Here is a 19,008-nt window from a genome sequence, read left to right on the forward strand (position 1 = left end):
CCAAGACGAGAGCAACGGTACGCCGGAGCGCGGAAGGGCGGCAAACGATTTACGGGGTGACCCGTGAGGTGGCCCGTGGGGCGCCCCCGGGAACGGAAGCTACGGGCGCTCGCGCAGCAGCTCCGCCAGGTTCTGGTCCCAGTCCAGGTACTGGTGTTCGCGCCCCGCCGGCACCAGGTGCTGCGAGCGCTCCAGGAAAAGGCGCAGCTCCGAGGTCCGGACATGGACCATGGCCACCCCCTCCGGGGCGTGGAACTCGACCACCGTGCGGTCGTACCCGTACGGACGGAGGCGTACGTCCCCCACCCCGGCCGGGCGCTCGACGCCCTGGACGAGCAGCTCGCGGGCGAAGGCCCAGGAGACCTCGACGCCTTCCAGGGTCGCCGGGGGCGGGAAGGCCATGCTCACGGCGTACGGGTCCTCGCGGTCGTATCGCAGGGTGGCGGGGACGGTCTCCATCCGAGGAGCGGATGCGACCAGACGGGCCTGGACGGCCTGCTCGATGACGGCGGACAAGGACCGGCTCCTTTCACGCGGGCTTCGGATCCTGTGCGTCTCCCCGACACCAGGGCACCTGACACCTGACAAGACGAGCGGAGCGGGCGGAACGTGCACTCCGGATGTACGTGACCTGCGTCACCGCCGGCCCCCGGCGGCACGCTGAGCAGATCGGCGCAGGTCAGCGCAGGTCAGCGCTGGTCGGGGATGTCGTCGTCCGGTTCGGCGCAGGGGCCCGAGTGGTCGCAGTACGGCTGGTTTTCCGAGGCTCCGCAGCCGCAGAGCATCACCCGGGTCTCGTGCCGGTCGCCGTGCGCGCCGGTCACGAGCAGGTCCCCGCGCATCACGAGCTGGCCGGAAGGCGTACGGCGCACGGACGTGGGGGAGTCCGGGTGTTCGACGGAGCCGTCCGCCGGGTGGTACTGGAGCGCACCCGAAGGGCAACGGCGGACGACCTCCGCCACCAGACCGGCCTCGGCGGCGTCGGGCTGCACCCACGGACGCCGAGAGAGGTCGAAGACCTCGGGCAGCCCGTGCACGCACTCGGCCGCGTGCAGACACCGGCGCGGCTCGAAAGTGACGGTGATGCCCTCGCCCTCGTACTCCTTGAGCTTCGGCTTCTCGTCGGGCCCGCGCTCGCTCGTGCGGTCGGTCATGACACCAGCCTAGGAACGCCCGGCGGGGGACGCACCCTGGACGGGGAGCGGTCGGGGGTACTAGCTTCCGGCGCCATGACGTCCATGGGGAAGACGAGACGAATGATGTCGGTGGGGCTGATCGGGGCGGCGCTTGCGCTGACCCTGGCTGCCCCTGCGCGAGCCGGGGAGACCCCCGCGGCAGCGACCGAGACGAACGCGGCGGGCTGGCAGCTGACACCGACCGGTGCCGACGCCCGCTTCCGGGGGCTCGCCCCCGTCGACCGCCGGACCGCCTGGGCCGCCGGCTCCAAGGGCACGGTGCTGCGGACCACCGACGGCGGCCGGAGCTGGCGAAACGTCTCACCGCCCGGCGCGGCCGAGCTGGAGTTCCGCGACGTGGAGGCCTTCGACACCCGCCGGGCCGTCGTCCTCGCCATCGGCGAGGGCGAGGCCTCGCGCGTGCTGCGCACCGAGGACGGCGGCGCCACCTGGACCGAGTCCTTCCGCAACACCGATCCGCGCGCCTTCTACGACTGCATGACGTTCTTCGACCGCCGGCACGGACTCGCGATGAGCGACCCCGTCGACGGGAAGTACCGCATCCTCTCCACCCGCGACGGCGGCCGCTCCTGGCAGGTCCTGCCGAACGCCGGGATGCCGGACGCGCTCCCCGGCGAGGCGGGCTTCGCGGCGAGCGGCCAGTGCCTGGTGTCGGCCGGTCCGCGCGACGTGTGGCTGGCGACGGGCGGCGGGGCCACCGCGCGCGTGCTCCACTCCACCGACCGGGGGCTGACCTGGACCGCCACCGTCTCCCCGATCCCGGCCGGGGACCCGGCCAGGGGCGTCTTCGGCCTCGCCTTCCGCGACCGCGCGCACGGCATCGCCGTCGGCGGCGACTACCGCAAGGACCAGCCGTCCCCGCAGGCCGGCGCGGTCACCGGCGACGGGGGCCGCAGCTGGCGCGCCTCGGCCACGCCACCGCCCGCCTACCGCTCCGGCGTCGCCTGGCTCCCGCACAGCAGGCACGCGGCGCTCGCCGTCGGCCCGACGGGCACGGACCTCACCACGGACGGCGGCCGCACCTGGCGCACGATCGACACCGGCTCGTACGACACGGTGGACTGCACGCCCGACGGCTCCTGCTGGGCCTCGGGCGAGAAGGGCAGGATCGCCCGGCTCGGCCGGTAGCCGGCCCTAGGGGAGCTGCTCCCGGAACGCGGCGAGCCCCTCGGCCGTCTTGGTCGCGTAGAACTCCGTGATCCGGTACGCACACACGCCCTCGACGCTGAACGGGTCGGCCGCCGCGATCTTCTCGATCTCCGCGCGGTCGACCCCGGCGGCGAGGATCACTCCGCCGTCACGCGGGTTCTTCCGCCCCGAGGCGACGAACACCCCAGCGGCGTACTGCGCGTCGAGCCACTCGATGTGCGCGTCGAACAGCGCGTCCACCCGCTCGACGGGCGCGGTGTAGGTCAATTCCAGTACGAACATGATCGCCAGGCTACCGGGCGAGGCCCGGACCCCGGCGGTCCGTCCCAGCCCCCGGACGCCGTTCGGAGCGCGCTGTCCCGCGCGCTTCACGCTTTCCGTGACACGGGGCTGGGAGCCGCTCGGCGGTCGAACATAGGGTGACTCGCATCATGACGATCATCGAGATTCCGGCGGGCTGGCCCGCCGACGAGACCGCCGCCCGGGCAGTCCAGCAGGAGCTGCGCGGACGCCTCGTACGGGACGAGGAAGGACCGGCGGTCGGCGAAGGGCACGTCACGGGGCTCGACGTGGCCTATGACGACGAGCGCGATCTCGTCGCGGCGGCGGCCGTCGTCCTCGATGCCCGGACCCTGGAGGTGGTGGAGGAGTCCACGGCGGTCGGCCGGGTCTCTTTCCCGTACGTCCCCGGGCTGCTCGCCTTCCGGGAGATCCCGACGGTCCTCGCCGCGCTCGACCGCCTGACCGCGGACCCCGGACTGCTCGTCTGCGACGGCTACGGCGTCGCGCACCCCCGCCGCTTCGGGCTCGCCAGCCACCTCGGAGTGCTCACGGGCCGGCCGTCGATCGGCGTCGCGAAGAACCCGTTCACCTTCACGTACGAGCAACCCGGCCCGGCGCGCGGCGACTTCGCCCCGCTCCTGGCGGGCGGCGAGGAGGTGGGACGGGCGCTGCGCACGCAGGCCCGGGTGAAGCCGGTGTTCGTCTCCGTCGGCCACCGGGTCTCCCTCGCCCGCGCGTGCGCCCACAGCCTCCACCTCAGCCCGCGCTACCGCATCCCCGAAACGACCCGCCACGCGGACTCCCTGTGCCGCCGCGCGCTGAAGGCCGCCCTCGACGAGGCCTGACCGACGAGCCGGCCGAGACGCCCCGGGCGCTGCACGGCCTCGACCCGGCCGTCACCGAGGGGCGCGGTCGCCCGCGCCCCCTTGGGTTGTGCCGGCCTTCGCGTACGGCTCACGGCAAGCTGAGTACCTGTACGGATACCGGCTCGTGCGGAAGCCCGGCAGAGTGGTCGGCATGACAACACCCCTTTCCGTTTCGTCGCGTTCCACGGGGCGCGGCCCGAACTTGATCCTCGTCGGGGCCGTTTCGGTCGTCCCGGCCCGGGTTCGCGCCCTGCCGTACGTTCTCGCCGACGGGGCCTCGGTGTGATCGGGCGTCTGCGGTGCCTCGTTCTGGACTGTCCCGACGCCTGGGAACTCGCCGAGTTCTACCGGCAGTTGATCGGCGGCGAGGTGGAGAGCCCCGAACCCCGGTGGGCCGTCGGTGAAGGGTCCGCCGTGTTGCGCGGTGACGGCGGTCCCGTCCTCGCCTTCCAGAGCGTGGCCGATCACCGGCCGCCCGTCTGGGGCGCGCCCGAGCAGCAGTTCCACCTCGACGTGCGGGTCGACGACCTGGACCGCGCCCATGAGGCCGTCCTCGCGCTCGGGGCCGAGCCCCTCGACGACGGCGGTGGCGACGCGGCCTGGCGTGTCTATGTCGACCCGGCCGGTCACCCCTTCCGTCTCGTACGGCCCTGAGCCCTCCCGCGAGGGGTCCTGAGCCCTGCCGAACGGACCTCATTCCTCCCGTACAGCCCTGATTCCGCCCGTACCGCCGGCCCGCGCCGCTCAGCCCCGGTGCGCCACCCGGAAGCGGATGCCCGCCGCCTGCAGCCGCTCGATGAGCGCATCGCCCATCGCCACCGCCGTCGTCACCTGGCCCGAGGTCTTCGGGAGCGGGTCGAAGGCGAGGCAGAGGGCCGACTCGGCGAGCATCTTGGCCGTCTCGTCGTACCCCGGATCGCCGCCCGAGACCTCGGTGAAGACCCGGCGTCCGCCACCCTCCCCGACGAAACGCACCGAGAACCAGCTGCGCGCCCGACGCTCGGCGGACGGGCCCTGGCCCGCCTGGTACCGCTCCATCAACCAGGAACGCACGGGCGGAAGTTGGGCCGCGACCACGCTCGCTCCGACGGCTGCCGCGCCCCCGAGGGCCATCGGGAGCGTCTTCACGGAGGCGTAGTGCCGGTAGCGGAAGTCGGGTCCGTACCGGTCGAGTGCCGCCGCCGAGCGGGCCACGACCTGCGGGTCGAGCGTCGGCAGCGGCAGCGCCCAGGTCCCGGTCTCCCGGCTGAACCGCGGTCCGCCCAGCGGTGCTCGGGCCCGACGGGACACCAACCGCGGTTCGTGCAGGCGCCGTTCATGCGCGGCCCGCAGAATCTCCCGACCCCGGCCGAACGCCGTGAGCGCGGAGGCGAAGGTGCCACCGGAGAACTGTGCCCCGGCCCGCACGAAGCCGTCCACTCGGAGCGGTACGCCCTCCGGGAGCTGCTGGACGGTGAAGTACGCGCCCAGGTCGTGCGGGACGGAGTCGAAGCCGCAGGCGTGCACGATCCGGGCGCCGGTCTCCCGGGCGCGCGCGTCGTGCCGTACGTACGTCAGGTCCACGAACTCGGCCTCGCCGGTGAGGTCCAGATAGTCCGTGCCGGCCTCCGCGCAGGCGCCGACGAGCCCGTCGCCGTACCAGACGTAGGGGCCGACGGTCGTGGCCAGCACCCGTGCGGACTCGGCGAGTTCGCGCAGCGAGCCGGGGTCGGCGGCATCGGCGACGACGAGCGGCACCTCGGCGCAGTGCGGCCACCGGGCGGCGAGCCGCTCGCGCAGGGCCGTGAGTCCGGCCCGGTTGCGGCCCGCGAGTGCCCAGCGGCACTCCGCCGGGGCGTGCTCGGCCAGATACTCGGCGGTGAGCTCGCCCACGAATCCGGTCGCCCCGAAGAGGGCCACGTCGTACGGCCGGGCCCCGGGTCCCCGCTGGGCACGGGCGTCCGCCTCGACGTCCCGCCCCGTCCCGGTGGCCTCCGCTCCGGCTTCCCCGCCCGCTCCGGCCTCGCGCCCCACGCCCGCCCCTGTGTCCATCCAGACCCTCATTTCGGCCGTACCGCGCCGCCGTGCGCGGTTGTCGCGGTTGTCGTCGTCGGCGGAGGATAGCGGGTCCCGCGCCGTCCCCCGATGGCGCCCTACCCCCGGTTACCCCACCCGCCCCGCGAGCGACCCCTTCAGGTAATTTCCAAGCGCTTGCTCGGCCGGGGGGCTTGTGCCGAGTGGAACACGTTCCTAGCATCTCTGGTGTTACATCATTGGTGTCACACATGCCTGGGGGCTCGATGAGCACGACGCACACCGCGGGGAACGGCCCGCTCACCGGGGTACGCGTGGTCGAACTCGCCGGCATCGGCCCCGGTCCCTTCGCCGCGATGCTCCTCGCCGACCTCGGCGCCGACGTCGTCCGCGTCGACCGACCCGGCGGTTCCGGCCTCGGCATCGACCCGGCCCGCGACCTCACCAACCGCAACAAGCGCTCCGTCCTCGTCGACCTGAAGGCGGCGGACGGCCCCGCCGTCGTCCTCGACCTGGTCGACCGCGCCGACATCCTCATCGAGGGCTACCGCCCCGGCGTCGCCGAACGCCTCGGGGTCGGCCCCGACGCCTGCCTCGCCCGCAACCCGCGCCTCGTCTACGGCCGCATGACCGGCTGGGGCCAGCACGGGCCGCTCGCCACGACCGCCGGACACGACATCGGCTACATCGCGATCACCGGCGCGCTCGGCATGATCGGCCCCGACCCGGACGGCCCGCCCACCATCCCCGCCAACCTCGTCGGCGACTACGCGGGCGGCTCCCTCTACCTCGTCATCGGTGTCCTCGCCGCCCTCCAGCACGCCCGCGCGCACGGCGAGGGCCAGGTCGTCGACGCGGCGATCGTCGACGGCACCGCCCACCTCACCACCATGATCCACGGCATGCTCGCCGCCGGCGGCTGGCAGGACCGCAGGGGCGTCAACCTCCTCGACGGCGGCTGCCCCTTCTACGGCGTCTACGAGACCTCCGACGGCGGTCACATGGCGGTCGGCGCCCTGGAGGAGCAGTTCTACGCGGAGTTCGTCCGCCTCCTCGGCGTCGAGGAGGTCGCTCCCGCCCGCCGCGACCTCGGCCGCTGGCCCGAACTCCGCAAGGCCGTCGCCGACCGTTTCCGCAGCCGTACCCGTGAGGAGTGGACCGCGGTCTTCGAGGGCAGCGACGCCTGCGTCGCCCCCGTCCTCTCGCTGCGCGAGGCCCCGTCCCACCCGCATCTCGCCGCCCGCGGCACCTTCGCCGAGCACGGCGGAATCGCCCAGCCCGCCCCGGCCCCCCGATTCTCCGCCACGCCAGGCACCCTCCGTACGGGCCCCGCCCTGCCCGGTGCCGACACCGCCGAGGTCGCCCGCGACTGGGCCGTACCCAGCCTTGAGAGCCCGACCCAGACCGAGGAGTCCGACGCGTGAACCGCCGGACCCGGACCCAGGAGGCCGACGCATGAAGCGCCAGCTCTACACCGCCGACCACGAGGCCTTCCGGGCCACCGTCCGCACCTTCCTCGACAAGGAGGTGCTGCCCCACTACCCGCAGTGGGAGAAGGACGGCATCGTCGCCCGCGAGGCCTGGCTCGCCGCCGGACGCCAAGGACTGCTCGGCCTCGCCGTCGACGAGGAGTACGGCGGCGGCGGCGACCAGGACTTCCGCTACGGCGCCGTCCTCGCCGAGGAGTTCACCCGCGCCGGCGCCCCCGGACTCGCCATCGGCCTGCACAACGACATCATCGGCCCGTACCTCACCGCGCTCGGCACCGAGGAGCAGAAGCGGCGCTGGCTGCCCGGCTTCTGCTCCGGCGAGATCGTCACGGCCATCGCGATGACGGAACCCGGCGCCGGTTCGGACCTCCAGGGCATCCGTACGACCGCGGAGGACCACGGCGACCACTGGATCCTCAACGGCTCCAAGACCTTCATCTCCAACGGCATCCTCGCCGACCTGGTGATCGTCGTCGCCCGCACCACCCCCGAGGGCGGCGCGCACGGCCTCTCCCTCCTCGTCGTCGAGCGCGGCGCCGAGGGCTTCGAGCGGGGACGCAATTTCGACAAGATCGGCCAGAAGGCCCAGGACACCGCCGAACTCTTCTTCAAGGACGTCCGCGTCCCCAAGGAGAACCTGCTCGGCGAGCTCAACGGCGCCTTCCTGCACCTCATGACCAACCTCGCCCAGGAGCGGCTCGCCATCGCCGTCGCCGGCATCGCGGGCGCGGAGCACCTCCTGGAGATCACCACCCGGTACGTCAAGGAGCGCGAGGCCTTCGGCCGCCCGCTCGCCCGGCTCCAGCACGTCCGCTTCGAGATCGCGGAGATGGCCACCGAGTGCGCCGTCACCCGGACCTTCGTCGACCGCTGCATCGAGGAGCACTGCGATCCGGACGGAGCCGGCCTGGACGCCGTCCACGCCTCCATGGCCAAGTGGTGGGCGACCGAACTCCAGAAGCGGGTCGCCGACCGCTGCCTGCAACTGCACGGCGGGTACGGCTACATGAGCGAATTCCCGGTCGCCCGCGCCTACATCGACGGCCGGATCCAGACCATCTACGGCGGCACCACCGAGATCATGAAGGAGATCATCGGCCGTTCCCTCCTCGGCTGACGTCCTCCCTCTCCCGCTCGACCGCCCTCACCCCTCTGCTCGACCACCCTCATCGCGAAAGGCTTTCCGTGAGCACCGAAGCGTACGTGTACGACGCGATCCGCACCCCGCGCGGACGCGGCAAGGCCAACGGCTCCCTGCACGGCACCAAGCCCATCGACCTGGTCGTCGGCCTCATCCGGGAGATCCAGACCCGGAACCCCGAGCTCGACCCGGCCGCCATCGACGACATCGTCCTCGGCGTCGTCGGTCCCGTCGGCGACCAGGGCTCCGACATCGCCCGGATCGCCGCCATCGCCGCCGGACTCCCCGACACCGTCGCCGGCGTCCAGGAGAACCGCTTCTGTGCCTCCGGTCTCGAAGCGGTCAACATGGCCGCGATGAAGATCCGCTCCGGCTGGGAGGACCTCGTCCTCGCCGGCGGCGTCGAGTCCATGTCCCGGGTGCCGATGGCCTCCGACGGCGGCGCCTGGTTCGCCGACCCGATGACCAACCTGGACACCAACTTCGTCCCGCAGGGCATCGGCGCCGACCTCATCGCCACCATCGAGGGCTTCACCCGCCGCGACGTCGACGAGTACGCAGCCCTCTCTCAGGAGCGCGCCGCGGCCGCCGTCAAGGACGGCCGCTTCGCCCGGTCGATCGTCCCCGTCAAGGACCGCGCGGGGCTGACCGTCCTCGATCACGACGAGTTCCTGCGGCCCGGCACCACCGCCGACTCCCTCGCCCGGCTCAAGCCCTCCTTCGCCGACATCGGCGAGCTGGGCGGCTTCGACGCCGTCGCCCTGCAGAAGTACCACTGGATCGAGGAGATCGACCACGTCCACCACGCCGGCAACTCCTCCGGCATCGTCGACGGCGCCTCCCTCGTCGCCATCGGCTCCAAGGAGGTCGGCGAGCGGTACGGACTGACCCCGCGCGCCCGGATCGTCTCGGCCGCCGTCTCGGGCTCCGAGCCGACCATCATGCTGACCGGCCCCGCCCCGGCCGCCCGCAAGGCCCTCGCCAAGGCCGGCCTCACCATCGACGACATCGACCTGATCGAGATCAACGAGGCCTTCGCGGCCGTCGTCCTGCGCTTCGTCAAGGACATGGGCATCACCCTGGACAAGGTCAACGTCAACGGCGGCGCCATCGCGCTCGGCCACCCGCTCGGCGCCACCGGCGCGATGATCCTCGGCACCCTCGTCGACGAGCTGGAGCGGCAGGACAAGCGCTACGGCCTGGCCACCCTCTGCGTGGGCGGCGGCATGGGCATCGCCACCATCGTCGAGCGCGTCTGACCGTCCCGTCCGAACCCCTCTTCACGTCCACGGAGAAGCAGAGACATGAGCGAGAGCACCACCATCCGCTGGGAGCAGGACGAGACCGGGATCGTCACCCTCGTCCTCGACGACCCGAACCAGTCCGCCAACACCATGAACCAGGCCTTCCGGGCCTCGATCATCGCGATCGCCGACCGCGTGGAGGCCGAGAAGGACTCCATCCGCGGCATCATCTACACCTCCGCGAAGAAGACCTTCTTCGCGGGCGGCGACCTCAAGGACATGGTCCAGGCGGGCCCCGAGCACGCCCGGGACATCTTCGAGGGCGCGCTGGAGATGAAGCGGGCGCTGCGCCGCATCGAGACCCTCGGCAAGCCTGTCGTCGCCGCGATCAACGGCGCCGCGCTCGGTGGGGGCTACGAGATCGCCCTCGCCTCCCACCACCGCGTCGCCCTCGACGCCCCCGGCTCCAAGATCGGCCTGCCCGAGGTCACCCTCGGCCTGCTGCCGGGCGGTGGCGGCGTCGCCCGTACCGTCCGCCTCATGGGCATCACCGACGCGCTGCTCAAGGTGCTGCTCCAGGGCACCCAGTACGCCCCCAAGCGCGCCCTCGACAACGGCCTCGTCCACGAGGTGGCCGCCACCCGCGAGGAGATGATGGCCAAGGCCATCGCCTTCATCGACGCCCACCCCGAGTCCCGCCAGCCCTGGGACGTCCCCGGCTACCGGATCCCCGGCGGCACCCCGTCGAACCCCAAGTTCGCGGCCAACCTGCCCGCCTTCCCCGCCAACCTGCGCAAGCAGCTCAACGGCGCGCCCTACCCGGCGCCCCGGAACATCATGGCCGCGGCCGTCGAGGGCTCCCAGGTCGACTTCGAGACCGCGCTCACCATCGAGAGCCGCTACTTCACCGAGCTGGTCGTCGGTCCGACGGCGAAGAACATGATCCAGGCGTTCTTCTTCGACCTCCAGGCCGTCAACTCCGGCGCGAGCCGCCCGAAGGGCATCGAGTCCCGCCCGGTCCGCAAGGTCGCCGTCCTCGGCGCGGGCATGATGGGCGCCGGCATCGCGTACTCCTGCGCCCGCGCCGGGATCGAGGTCGTCCTCAAGGACGTCTCCGCCGAGTCCGCCGCGAAGGGCAAGGCCTACTCCGAGGCCCTCTGCGCCAAGGCCGTCTCCCGCGGCCGTACGACCCAGGAGAAGGCCGACGCGCTCCTCGCCCGCATCACGCCGACCTCCGAGGTCGGGGACCTGGCGGGCTGCGACGCGGTCATCGAGGCCGTCTTCGAGGACACGGCGCTCAAGCACAAGGTCTTCCAGGAGATCCAGGACGTCGTCGAGCCCGACGCGCTGCTCTGCTCCAACACCTCGACCCTGCCGATCTCCGTCCTCGCCGAGGGTGTGGAGCGCCAGGGCGACTTCGTCGGTCTGCACTTCTTCTCGCCCGTCGACAAGATGCCGCTCGTCGAGATCATCAGGGGCGAGCGGACCGGCGACGAGGCGCTCGCCCGCGCCTTCGACCTGGTCCGGCAGATCAACAAGACGCCGATCGTCGTCAACGACTCGCGCGGCTTCTTCACCTCCCGGGTGATCGGCCACTTCATCAACGAGGGCGTCGCCATGGTCGGCGAGGGCATCGAGCCCGCCTCCGTCGAGCAGGCCGCCGCGCAGGCCGGCTACCCGGCCAAGGTCCTCTCGCTGATGGACGAGCTGACCCTGACCCTCCCGCGCAAGATCCGCAACGAGACGAAGCGGGCGATCGAGGAGGCCGGCGGCACCTGGGTCGGCCACCCGGGCGAGGCCGTCATCGACCGCATGGTCGACGAGTTCGGGCGGCCCGGCCGCAGCGGCGGCGCGGGCTTCTACGAGTACGGCGAGGACGGCAAGCGCGGGAAGCTCTGGCCCGGCCTGCGCGAGCACTTCGCCAAGCCCGGACACGAGATCCCCTTCCGCGACATGCAGGAGCGGATGCTCTTCGCCGAGGCCCTGGACACCGTCCGGCTCGTGGAGGAGGGCGTCCTGACCTCGGTCGCCGACGCCAACATCGGCTCCATCATGGGCATCGGCTTCCCGGCCTGGACCGGCGGCGTGCTCCAGTACATCAACGGTTACGAGGGCGGTGTCGCCGGATTCACGGCACGCGCGCGTGAGCTGGCCGCGACGTACGGCGAGCGGTTCACCCCGCCGGCGCTCCTGGTGGAGAAGGCCGAGCGGGGCGAGGTTTTCACCGACGCCTGAGCGGTGCCGCTCGGCGAAGGGGCCGGTGTCCGTGCGGTGCGGGGGCCGGCTCCGGAGCGGTGTGCGGGGCCGGCTCCGGGGGCCGGCCGTCCGGGTGGTGCCGGGGGCCGGTTCCCGGCCGGCCCTCTCACCGAGTCCTGAACGCCGTCCTCAGCTCCTCGCTCAGCGAGCGCTGGAAGGCCGTGAGGAGGGCCTGGACCACCATCGGCTGCATGTGCGCCGAGAGCGACTTCATCGCGCTCAGGTGGTCCGGGTCCTCCCCGCTCTCCCGGTACGGGCTCCACACCTCGTCCCGGAACAGCCGGGACAGCTCCTGGGCGGCAGCGCGCGCGTGCTCCAGGAGAACGGTGCGGGAGGCGAGGATCGTCTCGTGCTCGATGGGCACGTCGAGCAGCTCGACGCCGAGCCGCAGCAGGGAGCCGTCGAGCCGGAAGGTGTCGTCCTCGGCGGTCCGGTCGAGCACCCCCATCGCGGCCAGCCGGTCCACGTCCCGCCCGGTCAGCGCCCGCCCGGCCCGCCGCTCCAGCTCGCGCCGGGTGATGGACTCGGCGGACTCCGGCGCCCAGGAGGCCACCAGGGCCCGGTGGATCGCCAGGTCCTGCGCGCTGAGGTCGGGCGGCAGCTGCTCCAGGTACCGCTCGATCGCGGCCAGCGTCATCCCCTGCCGCTGGAGCTCCTCGATGAGCGCCAGCCGGGACAGATGGCCCTGCCCGTAGTGCCCGACCCGCCGCGCCCCGATGACGGGTGGCGGAAGGAGTCCGCGGGTCCCGTAGAACCGCACGGTCCGCACCGTGACCCCGGCCCGCGCGGCCAGCTCGTCGACGGTGTAGCTGGGCCCGCCCTCCTCGTCGCTCCCGACGCCCATCCGAGGTGCCTCGCTTCCGCTGCCGTCGACCGGCCGGTCCCGGTCGCTTGAACAGTATTGCTGTCTCACCAGCGCTGTAAAAGAGCACGCGCACTGTCAGTGGTGCCCCGTAGCGTGATCGTCATGAACGCCATCACGAGCGGCATCACGTATGTGCGGGGGGACGCGACCGCGCCACGGGGCGAGGGCGTCAGGATCATCGCCCACGTCTGCAACGACATCGGTGCCTGGGGCAGGGGCATCGTCCTGGCGATCTCACGCCGCTGGCCCGCGCCCGAGGCCGCCTTCCGGCAATGGCACCGCGAGCGCGAGCGGAACGACTACGGGCTCGGCGCGGCCCAGTTCGTGCGGGTCGAGCCCGAACTGTGGGTGGCCAATCTGGTCGGCCAGCGGGGGATACGCACCGTGCGTGACACGGCCGTACCCGTGCGGTACGAGGCGATCGACGCCGCGCTCGGACTGCTCGCCGACAGGGCGACCGGGCTGGGGGCCTCCGTGCACATGCCGCGCATCGGCTGCGGGCTCGCGGGAGGCTCCTGGGAGCGGGTCGAGCCCCTCGTCGTGCGACGCCTGGTGGACCGGGGGATACCGGTCACGGTGTACGACTTCGACGCTTAAGGGGCGCGGGGGCGGGGCGTCGCGGGGGCCGACGGGGGCGGCGGCTAGAGTCTGCGGCTGTTCGAACTGGGGGAACGGGAACAGGGGAGTCAGATGTACACGCAACTCAGGGAGACGGCGCAAGAGTTGGCCGGAGTCCTGTGGCGGGAGCACACCGTCTACCGGGAGCGGGGCGGCGGTGTGGTGATTCGGGGCGAGCATGTGGGCCGCTGGATAAGCCTCGGCCCGACCGGGGGCAAGGACCAGGCGCTGCTGCGTGCCGGGCGGCTTCTCGACGGGGGCACCACGGCCCCGGCCCGTTCCGAGGTGGTCGTCGACCTGACGGCCGGGACGGCGGAGCTGGCGGCGGTCTGCCGGAGCCTGCTCGCCGACGTCGCCGCGGTCGCCGAGCCCGCTCCGGCAGGGGCGAGGAAGCGGGGCGGACCGGAGAAGAAGGCGAAGCCGGGTCGGACGGCGCGTGCCGCCCGACCCGGCAGGCCCCGTAAGGAGCGGCACACGAGCTTCGGGTCCTTCGTCGTGCTGCTCTGTGTCGCAGGGGTGCTCGGGGCCTGGCTCTACAGCCTCTTCGGCGGCGGGTACGGGTACTGACGCCCGCCTCCGTCTGTCGGTCGGCTCAGAAGCCGGTGACCGGGTAGTGGTCGGAGAGGTTGGTGTACGTGTAGCTCGTGCCCCAGCTGGAGACCGTCCACGGGGCGCTCTTCTCCAGGACCACGTGGTTGGTCCAGTTCGCGGGCCGGGCGTTCCCCGAGCGGTAGAGGACGTAGTCGAGGTCCTCGCGCGGGTCGTCCGGGTAGCGCTCGGAGGCGATCGAGTTCAGGTCGGTGTCGAAGGAGTACGGGTGGCCGGTGCGGGCGTCGGCCCCCGTCAGGCCCGCGTCGGCGAGCATCGTTCCGTACTCGGGGGTGTGCGAGTCGACGTTCATGTCACCGGCGACGATCACCTGCTCGTTCGCCGGGATGTTCTTGGCGTCGAGGAAGGCGTCGATCGCCTTGAACTGACGGCTGCGCATCTGCGCCGCCTCGCCCGCCGAGCAGCCCGGGTCGGTGGACTGGGCGTGGGTGCCGACGACGTGGACCTTGCTGCCGTTGACGTCGAGCACGGCGTACGCGAAGCCCTTGTTCGACCACCAGTCGGCGCCGCAGGCGTCCTTGTAGACGTGCTGCTCCTTGCGGATGATCGGCCACTTGCTGAGGATCGTCACCCCGCCGTCCTCGGGGGTGGTCGCGGAGTAGGAGCCGCCGGTGGCGTCCCAGCCGCTCTTGCTGCGGCCCACGATCGGGGTCTGGTACGGGTACTGGCCGGCGGAGTTCGCCTTGAGGGCGTCCGAGGCGGAGTTGTCGAAGGCCTCCTGGACGACGACGACGTCCTGCCCCTGGTACCAGGGGGCCGCGGGGATCGCCTTGGCCCGGTGGTCCTGGCCCCAGTTCGGGTAGAGCGTCTTCGAGAACAGGAACGTGTTGTACGTCAGCACCTTCAGCCGCGGGGCCTCGGCGGCCGCCCCGGCGGAGGCGGCGGTCGCGCCCGGAGCGGTCGCGGCCAGGGTGGCGGCCGCGAGGGCCAGGGAAAGGGCGGCGCCGGGGGCGCGGCGGAGCGCGGCGAACGACACGGGAACTCCCATGAGGGTGTGGGGGGTTGTGCTGGCGCGGCACATACAATCAGCCGGAGTTACCTTCCGGTAGCCTTTGGGTGCCGGGAATCTGGCCGGACTCGCACGAAAGCGACAACTCTCGCCAGGGAGCCCGAAATGTCGCTTTTTCTAGCAGGTAGAATGCGCGCATGACCCTCGCTTCGAACTCGACTGTCTTCAACATGGACCTCGGTCCGCTCAACCCTGTCTGGGCGGAGCTCATCCTCGGCCTGGTGCTGTTCGCCCTCACCTTCCTCATCCTGGCGAAGGGCATCCTGCCGAAGATCCGGCGCACCCTCGACGAGCGCGAGGACGCCATCGACGGCGGCACCGGGCGCGCCGACGACCTGCGCGCCGAGGCCACCCAGATCCGTGAGCAGTACGAGGCCGAGCTGGCCGAGGCCCGCCACGAGGCCGCCCGTATCCGCTCCAAGGCCGTCGAGGAGGGCTCGGTGGCCATCGCCGCCGCCCGCGCCGAGGGCAACGCCGAGCGTGAGTCGATCATCGCCGCCGGTTCCGTGAAGATCGCCGAGGAGCGCGCCGCCGCCGAGCGCGAGCTCAACGCCGATGTCGACGCCTGGGCCCACGCCCTCGCCGCCCGCATCGTCGGCGAGCCGGTCGGCGCCGACCGCGGCTGACCCGTACTCCCCGGAAGGGGCCGTCACCAGGGGCCGAAACGCCCGGGTGACGGCCCCTTCGTCGTGGGTGCAGCCTGGAGTGTGAGGAGAGAGCCCCATGGAGCATGTGACGTCAGGCGAGCAGGTCCCCGTCGGCGGCGATCCGCTGCCGCCGCCGGTCGGCGGCGTGCTGTGGAGCGTGGCCGGCGACATCCGGGCGCTCCTGATGCTCCCCGCCGCCCTCACGATGCAGGTCGCCCACCCCGCCATCGGCGCCGGCGTCGACGCCCACTCGGTCTTCCGCACCGACCCCTGGGGCCGGGGCGAACGCTCCCTGCGCTCGGTCCAGCTGTGGATCTACGGCGGCGAGGACGCCGCGCGGGAGGGGCGCCGCCTCCGGCAGCTGCACCGCGACATCCAGGGCACCGACGCCCATGGGCGCCGCTACCACGCACTGACCCCCGCCTACTACTCCTGGGTGCACGCGACCGGCTTCCCCGTCTACGCCCACGGCCTCCGGCTCCTCGCCCGCCCGCTCACCGAGGCACAGGAACGGCAGCTGTACGCCGAGTGGCTCCAGGTCGGCAGGATCCTCGGCATCCACGACCGGGACATGCCACAGACGATCGAGGAGTTCTGGCCGTACTACCGGAAGGTCCTCGCGGACGAGCTGGAAGCGACCGTCGTCGTCCGCGAGCTGCTCGACCCCGACCAGCCCGTCCCCGCCCCCGACCGGGGTCCGCTGCCGGTCCGGCTCGCCCTCCGGCTGCTCTGGCCGGCCCTGCGCCGTCCGTTCCTGCGGCTGCGTGCCTTCCTCACCGTCGGCATGATGCCGCCGGACGCCCGGGAGGCCATCGGGCTCGCATGGACGGACGAGCAGGAGCGCGCGCTGCGCCGGTTCGCCCGGGTGGTCCGGGTGGTGGTCCCCGTCCTGCCGGAGCGGCTGCGCTATCTGCCACTGGCCCGGAAGGCCCGCGAGGCCGCCCGCCGCGCTGCGCGCTGACGGACGGCCCCGCTGACGGACGGCCCCGGTGAAGGACGGCTCCCATGACCGTACGGCTCCGGTGACCGTACGGTTCCGGTCACCGCTCGGCTGATCAGTGCCTGCCGGGGTGCTCCGTCTCGTGGACGGTGTTCGTCGCCGCGATCTTCTTCCAGGACTTCGGCTGGACCGGCTTCGGCTGCGCGGCCCTCGGAGCGGCCGAGCGGGCGGACGAGGTGCCGGACGCGGGCGCCGCGGGCGCCGCCGCGGACAGGCCGACCGCGGCCGCCGTCGACGCGGAGGGCTTCGACGGCTGGTACAGCCAGGTGTCGAAGAGCTCGGCCAGCGGCTTGCCGGAGACCTTCTCGGCGTACCGCACGAAGTCGGCGACCCGCGCGTTGCCGTACGCGAACTGCTGCGGCCAGCCCTTCAGGATCGCGAAGAAGTCCTCGTCGCCGATCTCGTTGCGCAGCGCCTGGAGGGCCAGCGCGCCCCGGTCGTAGACGGCGATGTGGAACTGGTTCTCGGCGCCCGGGTCACCCGGCTTCACCGTCCAGAACGGGTCCTCGGCCGTCCGGGTGGCGTACACGTAGTCCGCCAGCTCCTGGGCCGTCCCCTCGCCCTCCTTCTCCGACCACAGCCACTGGCTGTAGCGGGCGAAGCCCTCGTTGACCCAGATGTCCTTCCAGTCGCGGACGGACACGCTGTCGCCGTACCACTGGTGCGCCAGCTCGTGCACGACCACCGACACGTTCGCGCCGTTGGCGAACTGCCGCGGGCTGTAGAAGGGCCGGGTCTGCGTCTCCAGGGCGAAGCCGCTGGTCACGTTCGGCACGTACCCGCCGAGGGAGTTGAACGGGTACGGCCCGAAGACCCCCTCCAGCCACTCCGCGACCTCGGTCGTGCGCTCGATCGAGGCGCGCGCGGCGCCGTCGTTGTCGCCGAGGTCCTTGCTGTACGCGTTGAGGACGGGCAGCCCGTTCGCCGTCTTGTCCGTCGTGATGTCGAACTTGCCGACGGCGAGCGTGGCCAGATACGTCGCCTGCGGCTTGTTGGAACGCCAGTTGAAGCGGGTCCAGCCGAGGCGAGAGGACTGCGACTGCAGCACGCCGTTGCTGATGGCCTGGGTGCCGTCCGGCACCGAGACGGAGACGTCGAAGGTGGCCTTGTCCAGCGGGTGGTCGTTGGACGGGAACCACCAGACGGCCGAGTCCGGCTCCTGCGCGGCGACACCGCCGTCCGGGGTGCGGGCCCAGGCCGACCAGCCGTCGATCTTCACCTCGGAGGGCTTGCCCGCGTAACGGACGACGATCGAGATCGCCTTGTTCTTCTCCAGCGGCGCGGCCGGGGTGACCTCCAGCTCGTGGGCGCCCGAAGCGGTGAACTTCGCGAGGCGGCCGTTGACCCGGACCTCGCTGACCGTCAGGCCGAGATCGAGGTTGAACCGGGAGAGGTTCTGCTTGGCGGTGGCGACGATCGTCGCCGTGCCCTCCAGCAGGTCCGTGGCGGGCTGGTACTTCAGGCGCAGGTCGTAGTGGGAGACGTCGTATCCGCCGTTGCCACTGGTGGGGTAGTAGGAGTCGCCGATGCCCGGGGCCCCAGGAGTGAAGTCGGCCGCCGATGCCGGGATCGCCAGCAGCAGGGAGGCCGCGAGGGCGCTCGGAACGATGATTCTGCGGTGCACAGGTGCTCCCCAAGTCATAAGAAACGTAAGACGCGCGGGTGGTCGTCGGTCCTTAGCCAGGACACTATTCAGAGCCCCGACGCACCGTCACGTCCAGAGGACCCGCTGCCACACGATCGCCATGTGGCCGACATGAACCCATCAGTCTCAGGAGTGACTTGAATCCGCCCTGGTCCTGGGCCCGCCCGGACCTACGGGGTGGGTGAAGGCGTGGCGCACGGACGAAGGACCATCAAGGAGTCCTCCAAGGCCGCCACCATGGCGAAGGGGAACCGGTCGAGGTCGAGACAGAGTTCGACGTCATCGGCATGGACGCCTCGGCGCACACCCGATGTCAGTTCGAAGGCGGCGCGGGACTCGCCGGCGCGGCGGAGGAAGTCGGCCGGATCCGTTCCTTCTCCGGCTGCCCTCCGGGCGATGTACTGGGCGCACGCCAGGTCTTCATCGGCCCGACCGTCCTCGCCGGTGACCACGAACGTGACGCCGTCAGCGTCGCGTGTCCGCAGGAGCCGGGCCGTCGCCTCCGCCACCACGAAAGCGGCGCACAGCACGAGCGACGCCTCCTTCACCGCGAGCGCGCCGACCGTCCCCGCCGTGGTCTTCTGCACGACGGTCCGTCCGCCGAGGTCGAGGGACCGCAGCAGGCCGGGCGAGTTGACGGCGTCGAACCCGGGTGCGGGCGGGCCGTCCTTCAGCGCCACCCAGTCCGGGTGGCGGGCCTTGAGCGCCAGCGCCTCGTCCAGCGACTCGGCGAGAACGATCTTCTCCGCCCCCTGGGCAAAGGCCCAGGCAGCCACCGTGAAAGCGCGCATGACGTCGACCACGACCGCCACGGACGGGGCTTCGACCAGTTCGGAAATGCCAAGGAATCGAGCGTCCATCGAGTCATGATCACGCATGCCCCACCCGAAGCACCCGGACAGTGACGCGCCTCACTCGGACGGCTCGCACACGGTCTCCGCAGCCACACGGGACACCTACGGCACTCTTTCGCACGGG

19 protein-coding genes are annotated in these 19,008 nt (G+C 72.0%); 11 read left to right on the forward strand and 8 right to left on the reverse strand.

The features are described from left to right. Positions 1-99 precede the first annotated feature (99 nt). Together OG514_RS25940 and OG514_RS25945 are read right to left on the reverse strand one after the other, a co-directional pair. The gene (locus OG514_RS25940) at positions 100-516 is read right to left on the reverse strand and encodes an SsgA family sporulation/cell division regulator (RefSeq protein WP_266898795.1); all 417 of its coding nucleotides are present in this window, start codon (positions 514-516) and stop codon (positions 100-102) included. A 173-nt stretch (positions 517-689) separates the two neighbouring features. After that, the gene (locus OG514_RS25945) at positions 690-1,154 is read right to left on the reverse strand and encodes a (4Fe-4S)-binding protein (protein ID WP_266898797.1); all 465 of its coding nucleotides are present in this window, start codon (positions 1,152-1,154) and stop codon (positions 690-692) included. A 75-nt stretch (positions 1,155-1,229) separates the two neighbouring features. On the opposite strand from OG514_RS25945, the gene OG514_RS25950 reads away from it, so the two are divergent. Then, complete coding sequence (locus tag OG514_RS25950) at positions 1,230-2,324, forward strand: oxidoreductase (RefSeq protein ID WP_266898799.1); 1,095 nt, start codon at positions 1,230-1,232, stop codon at positions 2,322-2,324. A gap of 6 nt (positions 2,325-2,330) precedes the next feature. On the opposite strand, the gene OG514_RS25955 is transcribed toward OG514_RS25950, so the two are convergent. Then, on the reverse strand, positions 2,331-2,627 hold the full coding sequence (locus tag OG514_RS25955) for a YciI family protein (RefSeq protein ID WP_266898801.1): 297 nt from the start codon (positions 2,625-2,627) through the stop codon (positions 2,331-2,333). A gap of 149 nt (positions 2,628-2,776) precedes the next feature. Here OG514_RS25955 and OG514_RS25960 point away from each other — a divergent pair, with 149 nt between their 5' ends. Both OG514_RS25960 and OG514_RS25965 read left to right on the forward strand, forming a co-directional pair. After that, positions 2,777-3,472: an endonuclease V gene (locus OG514_RS25960; protein ID WP_266898803.1), complete on the forward strand. Its 696-nt coding sequence runs from the start codon at positions 2,777-2,779 to the stop codon at positions 3,470-3,472. 303 nt (positions 3,473-3,775) lie between these two features. Next, positions 3,776-4,147 carry a VOC family protein gene (locus tag OG514_RS25965; protein ID WP_266898805.1) on the forward strand — a complete coding sequence of 124 codons (372 nt, stop codon included), beginning with the start codon at positions 3,776-3,778 and terminating at the stop codon, positions 4,145-4,147. 90 nt (positions 4,148-4,237) lie between these two features. Here OG514_RS25965 and OG514_RS25970 read toward each other — a convergent pair whose 3' ends face one another. After that, complete coding sequence (locus tag OG514_RS25970; RefSeq protein WP_266898807.1) at positions 4,238-5,524, reverse strand: trans-acting enoyl reductase family protein; 1,287 nt, start codon at positions 5,522-5,524, stop codon at positions 4,238-4,240. Positions 5,525-5,772: 248 nt separating this feature from the next. Between OG514_RS25970 and OG514_RS25975 the strand changes: the two genes are divergently transcribed. From OG514_RS25975 to OG514_RS25990, 4 genes are all read left to right on the forward strand, one after another. Next, on the forward strand, positions 5,773-6,930 hold the full coding sequence (locus OG514_RS25975) for a CaiB/BaiF CoA-transferase family protein (RefSeq protein ID WP_266898809.1): 1,158 nt from the start codon (positions 5,773-5,775) through the stop codon (positions 6,928-6,930). 31 nt (positions 6,931-6,961) lie between these two features. Next, complete coding sequence (locus OG514_RS25980; protein ID WP_266898811.1) at positions 6,962-8,113, forward strand: acyl-CoA dehydrogenase family protein; 1,152 nt, start codon at positions 6,962-6,964, stop codon at positions 8,111-8,113. A gap of 68 nt (positions 8,114-8,181) precedes the next feature. Beyond that, positions 8,182-9,396 (forward strand): acetyl-CoA C-acetyltransferase, encoded by a 1,215-nt coding sequence (locus OG514_RS25985; RefSeq protein ID WP_266898813.1) that lies wholly within the window; start codon positions 8,182-8,184, stop codon positions 9,394-9,396. A gap of 45 nt (positions 9,397-9,441) precedes the next feature. Continuing rightward, positions 9,442-11,616: a 3-hydroxyacyl-CoA dehydrogenase NAD-binding domain-containing protein gene (locus tag OG514_RS25990; protein WP_266898815.1), complete on the forward strand. Its 2,175-nt coding sequence runs from the start codon at positions 9,442-9,444 to the stop codon at positions 11,614-11,616. A gap of 127 nt (positions 11,617-11,743) precedes the next feature. Here the strand turns inward: OG514_RS25990 and OG514_RS25995 are convergent, their stop codons facing one another. Continuing rightward, positions 11,744-12,481 (reverse strand): MerR family transcriptional regulator, encoded by a 738-nt coding sequence (locus OG514_RS25995; RefSeq protein WP_266898817.1) that lies wholly within the window; start codon positions 12,479-12,481, stop codon positions 11,744-11,746. Between the two features lie 123 nt (positions 12,482-12,604). Here OG514_RS25995 and OG514_RS26000 point away from each other — a divergent pair, with 123 nt between their 5' ends. Next, the gene (locus OG514_RS26000; RefSeq protein WP_266898819.1) at positions 12,605-13,099 is read left to right on the forward strand and encodes a macro domain-containing protein; all 495 of its coding nucleotides are present in this window, start codon (positions 12,605-12,607) and stop codon (positions 13,097-13,099) included. 93 nt (positions 13,100-13,192) lie between these two features. After that, positions 13,193-13,687, forward strand: a complete 495-nt coding sequence (locus OG514_RS26005; RefSeq protein WP_266898821.1) for a hypothetical protein — start codon at positions 13,193-13,195, stop codon at positions 13,685-13,687. Between the two features lie 25 nt (positions 13,688-13,712). On the opposite strand, the gene sph is transcribed toward OG514_RS26005, so the two are convergent. Further along, the gene (sph, locus tag OG514_RS26010; protein WP_266898823.1) at positions 13,713-14,717 is read right to left on the reverse strand and encodes a sphingomyelin phosphodiesterase; all 1,005 of its coding nucleotides are present in this window, start codon (positions 14,715-14,717) and stop codon (positions 13,713-13,715) included. Positions 14,718-14,875: 158 nt separating this feature from the next. Here sph and OG514_RS26015 point away from each other — a divergent pair, with 158 nt between their 5' ends. Together OG514_RS26015 and OG514_RS26020 are read left to right on the forward strand one after the other, a co-directional pair. Next, positions 14,876-15,364 carry a hypothetical protein gene (locus OG514_RS26015; RefSeq protein ID WP_266898825.1) on the forward strand — a complete coding sequence of 163 codons (489 nt, stop codon included), beginning with the start codon at positions 14,876-14,878 and terminating at the stop codon, positions 15,362-15,364. A gap of 97 nt (positions 15,365-15,461) precedes the next feature. Next, positions 15,462-16,346: an oxygenase MpaB family protein gene (locus OG514_RS26020; RefSeq protein WP_266898827.1), complete on the forward strand. Its 885-nt coding sequence runs from the start codon at positions 15,462-15,464 to the stop codon at positions 16,344-16,346. A gap of 94 nt (positions 16,347-16,440) precedes the next feature. On the opposite strand, the gene OG514_RS26025 is transcribed toward OG514_RS26020, so the two are convergent. After that, entirely contained in the window at positions 16,441-18,009 is a 1,569-nt protein-coding gene (locus OG514_RS26025; protein WP_266898829.1) for a M1 family metallopeptidase, read from the reverse strand. Positions 18,010-18,200: 191 nt separating this feature from the next. Continuing rightward, a complete protein-coding gene (locus OG514_RS26030; RefSeq protein ID WP_266898831.1) occupies positions 18,201-18,890 on the reverse strand; it encodes a 2-phosphosulfolactate phosphatase in 690 nt (229 codons plus the stop codon). Positions 18,891-19,008: the final 118 nt, after the last annotated feature.

The organism is Streptomyces sp. NBC_00572 (assembly GCF_026341815.1).
Classification (GTDB): Bacteria; Actinomycetota; Actinomycetes; order Streptomycetales; family Streptomycetaceae; genus Streptomyces.

Coding starts and splice junctions, on each gene's coding strand:
- OG514_RS25945 (WP_266898797.1), bottom strand. CDS start 1,154: ATGACCGACCGCACGAGCGAGCGCGGGCCCGACGAGAAGCCGAAGCTC.
- OG514_RS25950 (WP_266898799.1), top strand. CDS start 1,230: ATGACGTCCATGGGGAAGACGAGACGAATGATGTCGGTGGGGCTGATC.
- OG514_RS25955 (WP_266898801.1), bottom strand. CDS start 2,627: ATGTTCGTACTGGAATTGACCTACACCGCGCCCGTCGAGCGGGTGGAC.
- OG514_RS25960 (WP_266898803.1), top strand. CDS start 2,777: ATGACGATCATCGAGATTCCGGCGGGCTGGCCCGCCGACGAGACCGCC.
- OG514_RS25970 (WP_266898807.1), bottom strand. CDS start 5,524: ATGGACACAGGGGCGGGCGTGGGGCGCGAGGCCGGAGCGGGCGGGGAA.
- OG514_RS25975 (WP_266898809.1), top strand. CDS start 5,773: ATGAGCACGACGCACACCGCGGGGAACGGCCCGCTCACCGGGGTACGC.
- OG514_RS25980 (WP_266898811.1), top strand. CDS start 6,962: ATGAAGCGCCAGCTCTACACCGCCGACCACGAGGCCTTCCGGGCCACC.
- OG514_RS25990 (WP_266898815.1), top strand. CDS start 9,442: ATGAGCGAGAGCACCACCATCCGCTGGGAGCAGGACGAGACCGGGATC.
- OG514_RS25995 (WP_266898817.1), bottom strand. CDS start 12,481: ATGGGCGTCGGGAGCGACGAGGAGGGCGGGCCCAGCTACACCGTCGAC.
- OG514_RS26000 (WP_266898819.1), top strand. CDS start 12,605: ATGAACGCCATCACGAGCGGCATCACGTATGTGCGGGGGGACGCGACC.
- OG514_RS26005 (WP_266898821.1), top strand. CDS start 13,193: ATGTACACGCAACTCAGGGAGACGGCGCAAGAGTTGGCCGGAGTCCTG.
- sph (WP_266898823.1), bottom strand. CDS start 14,717: ATGGGAGTTCCCGTGTCGTTCGCCGCGCTCCGCCGCGCCCCCGGCGCC.
- OG514_RS26015 (WP_266898825.1), top strand. CDS start 14,876: ATGACCCTCGCTTCGAACTCGACTGTCTTCAACATGGACCTCGGTCCG.
- OG514_RS26020 (WP_266898827.1), top strand. CDS start 15,462: ATGGAGCATGTGACGTCAGGCGAGCAGGTCCCCGTCGGCGGCGATCCG.
- OG514_RS26030 (WP_266898831.1), bottom strand. CDS start 18,890: ATGGACGCTCGATTCCTTGGCATTTCCGAACTGGTCGAAGCCCCGTCC.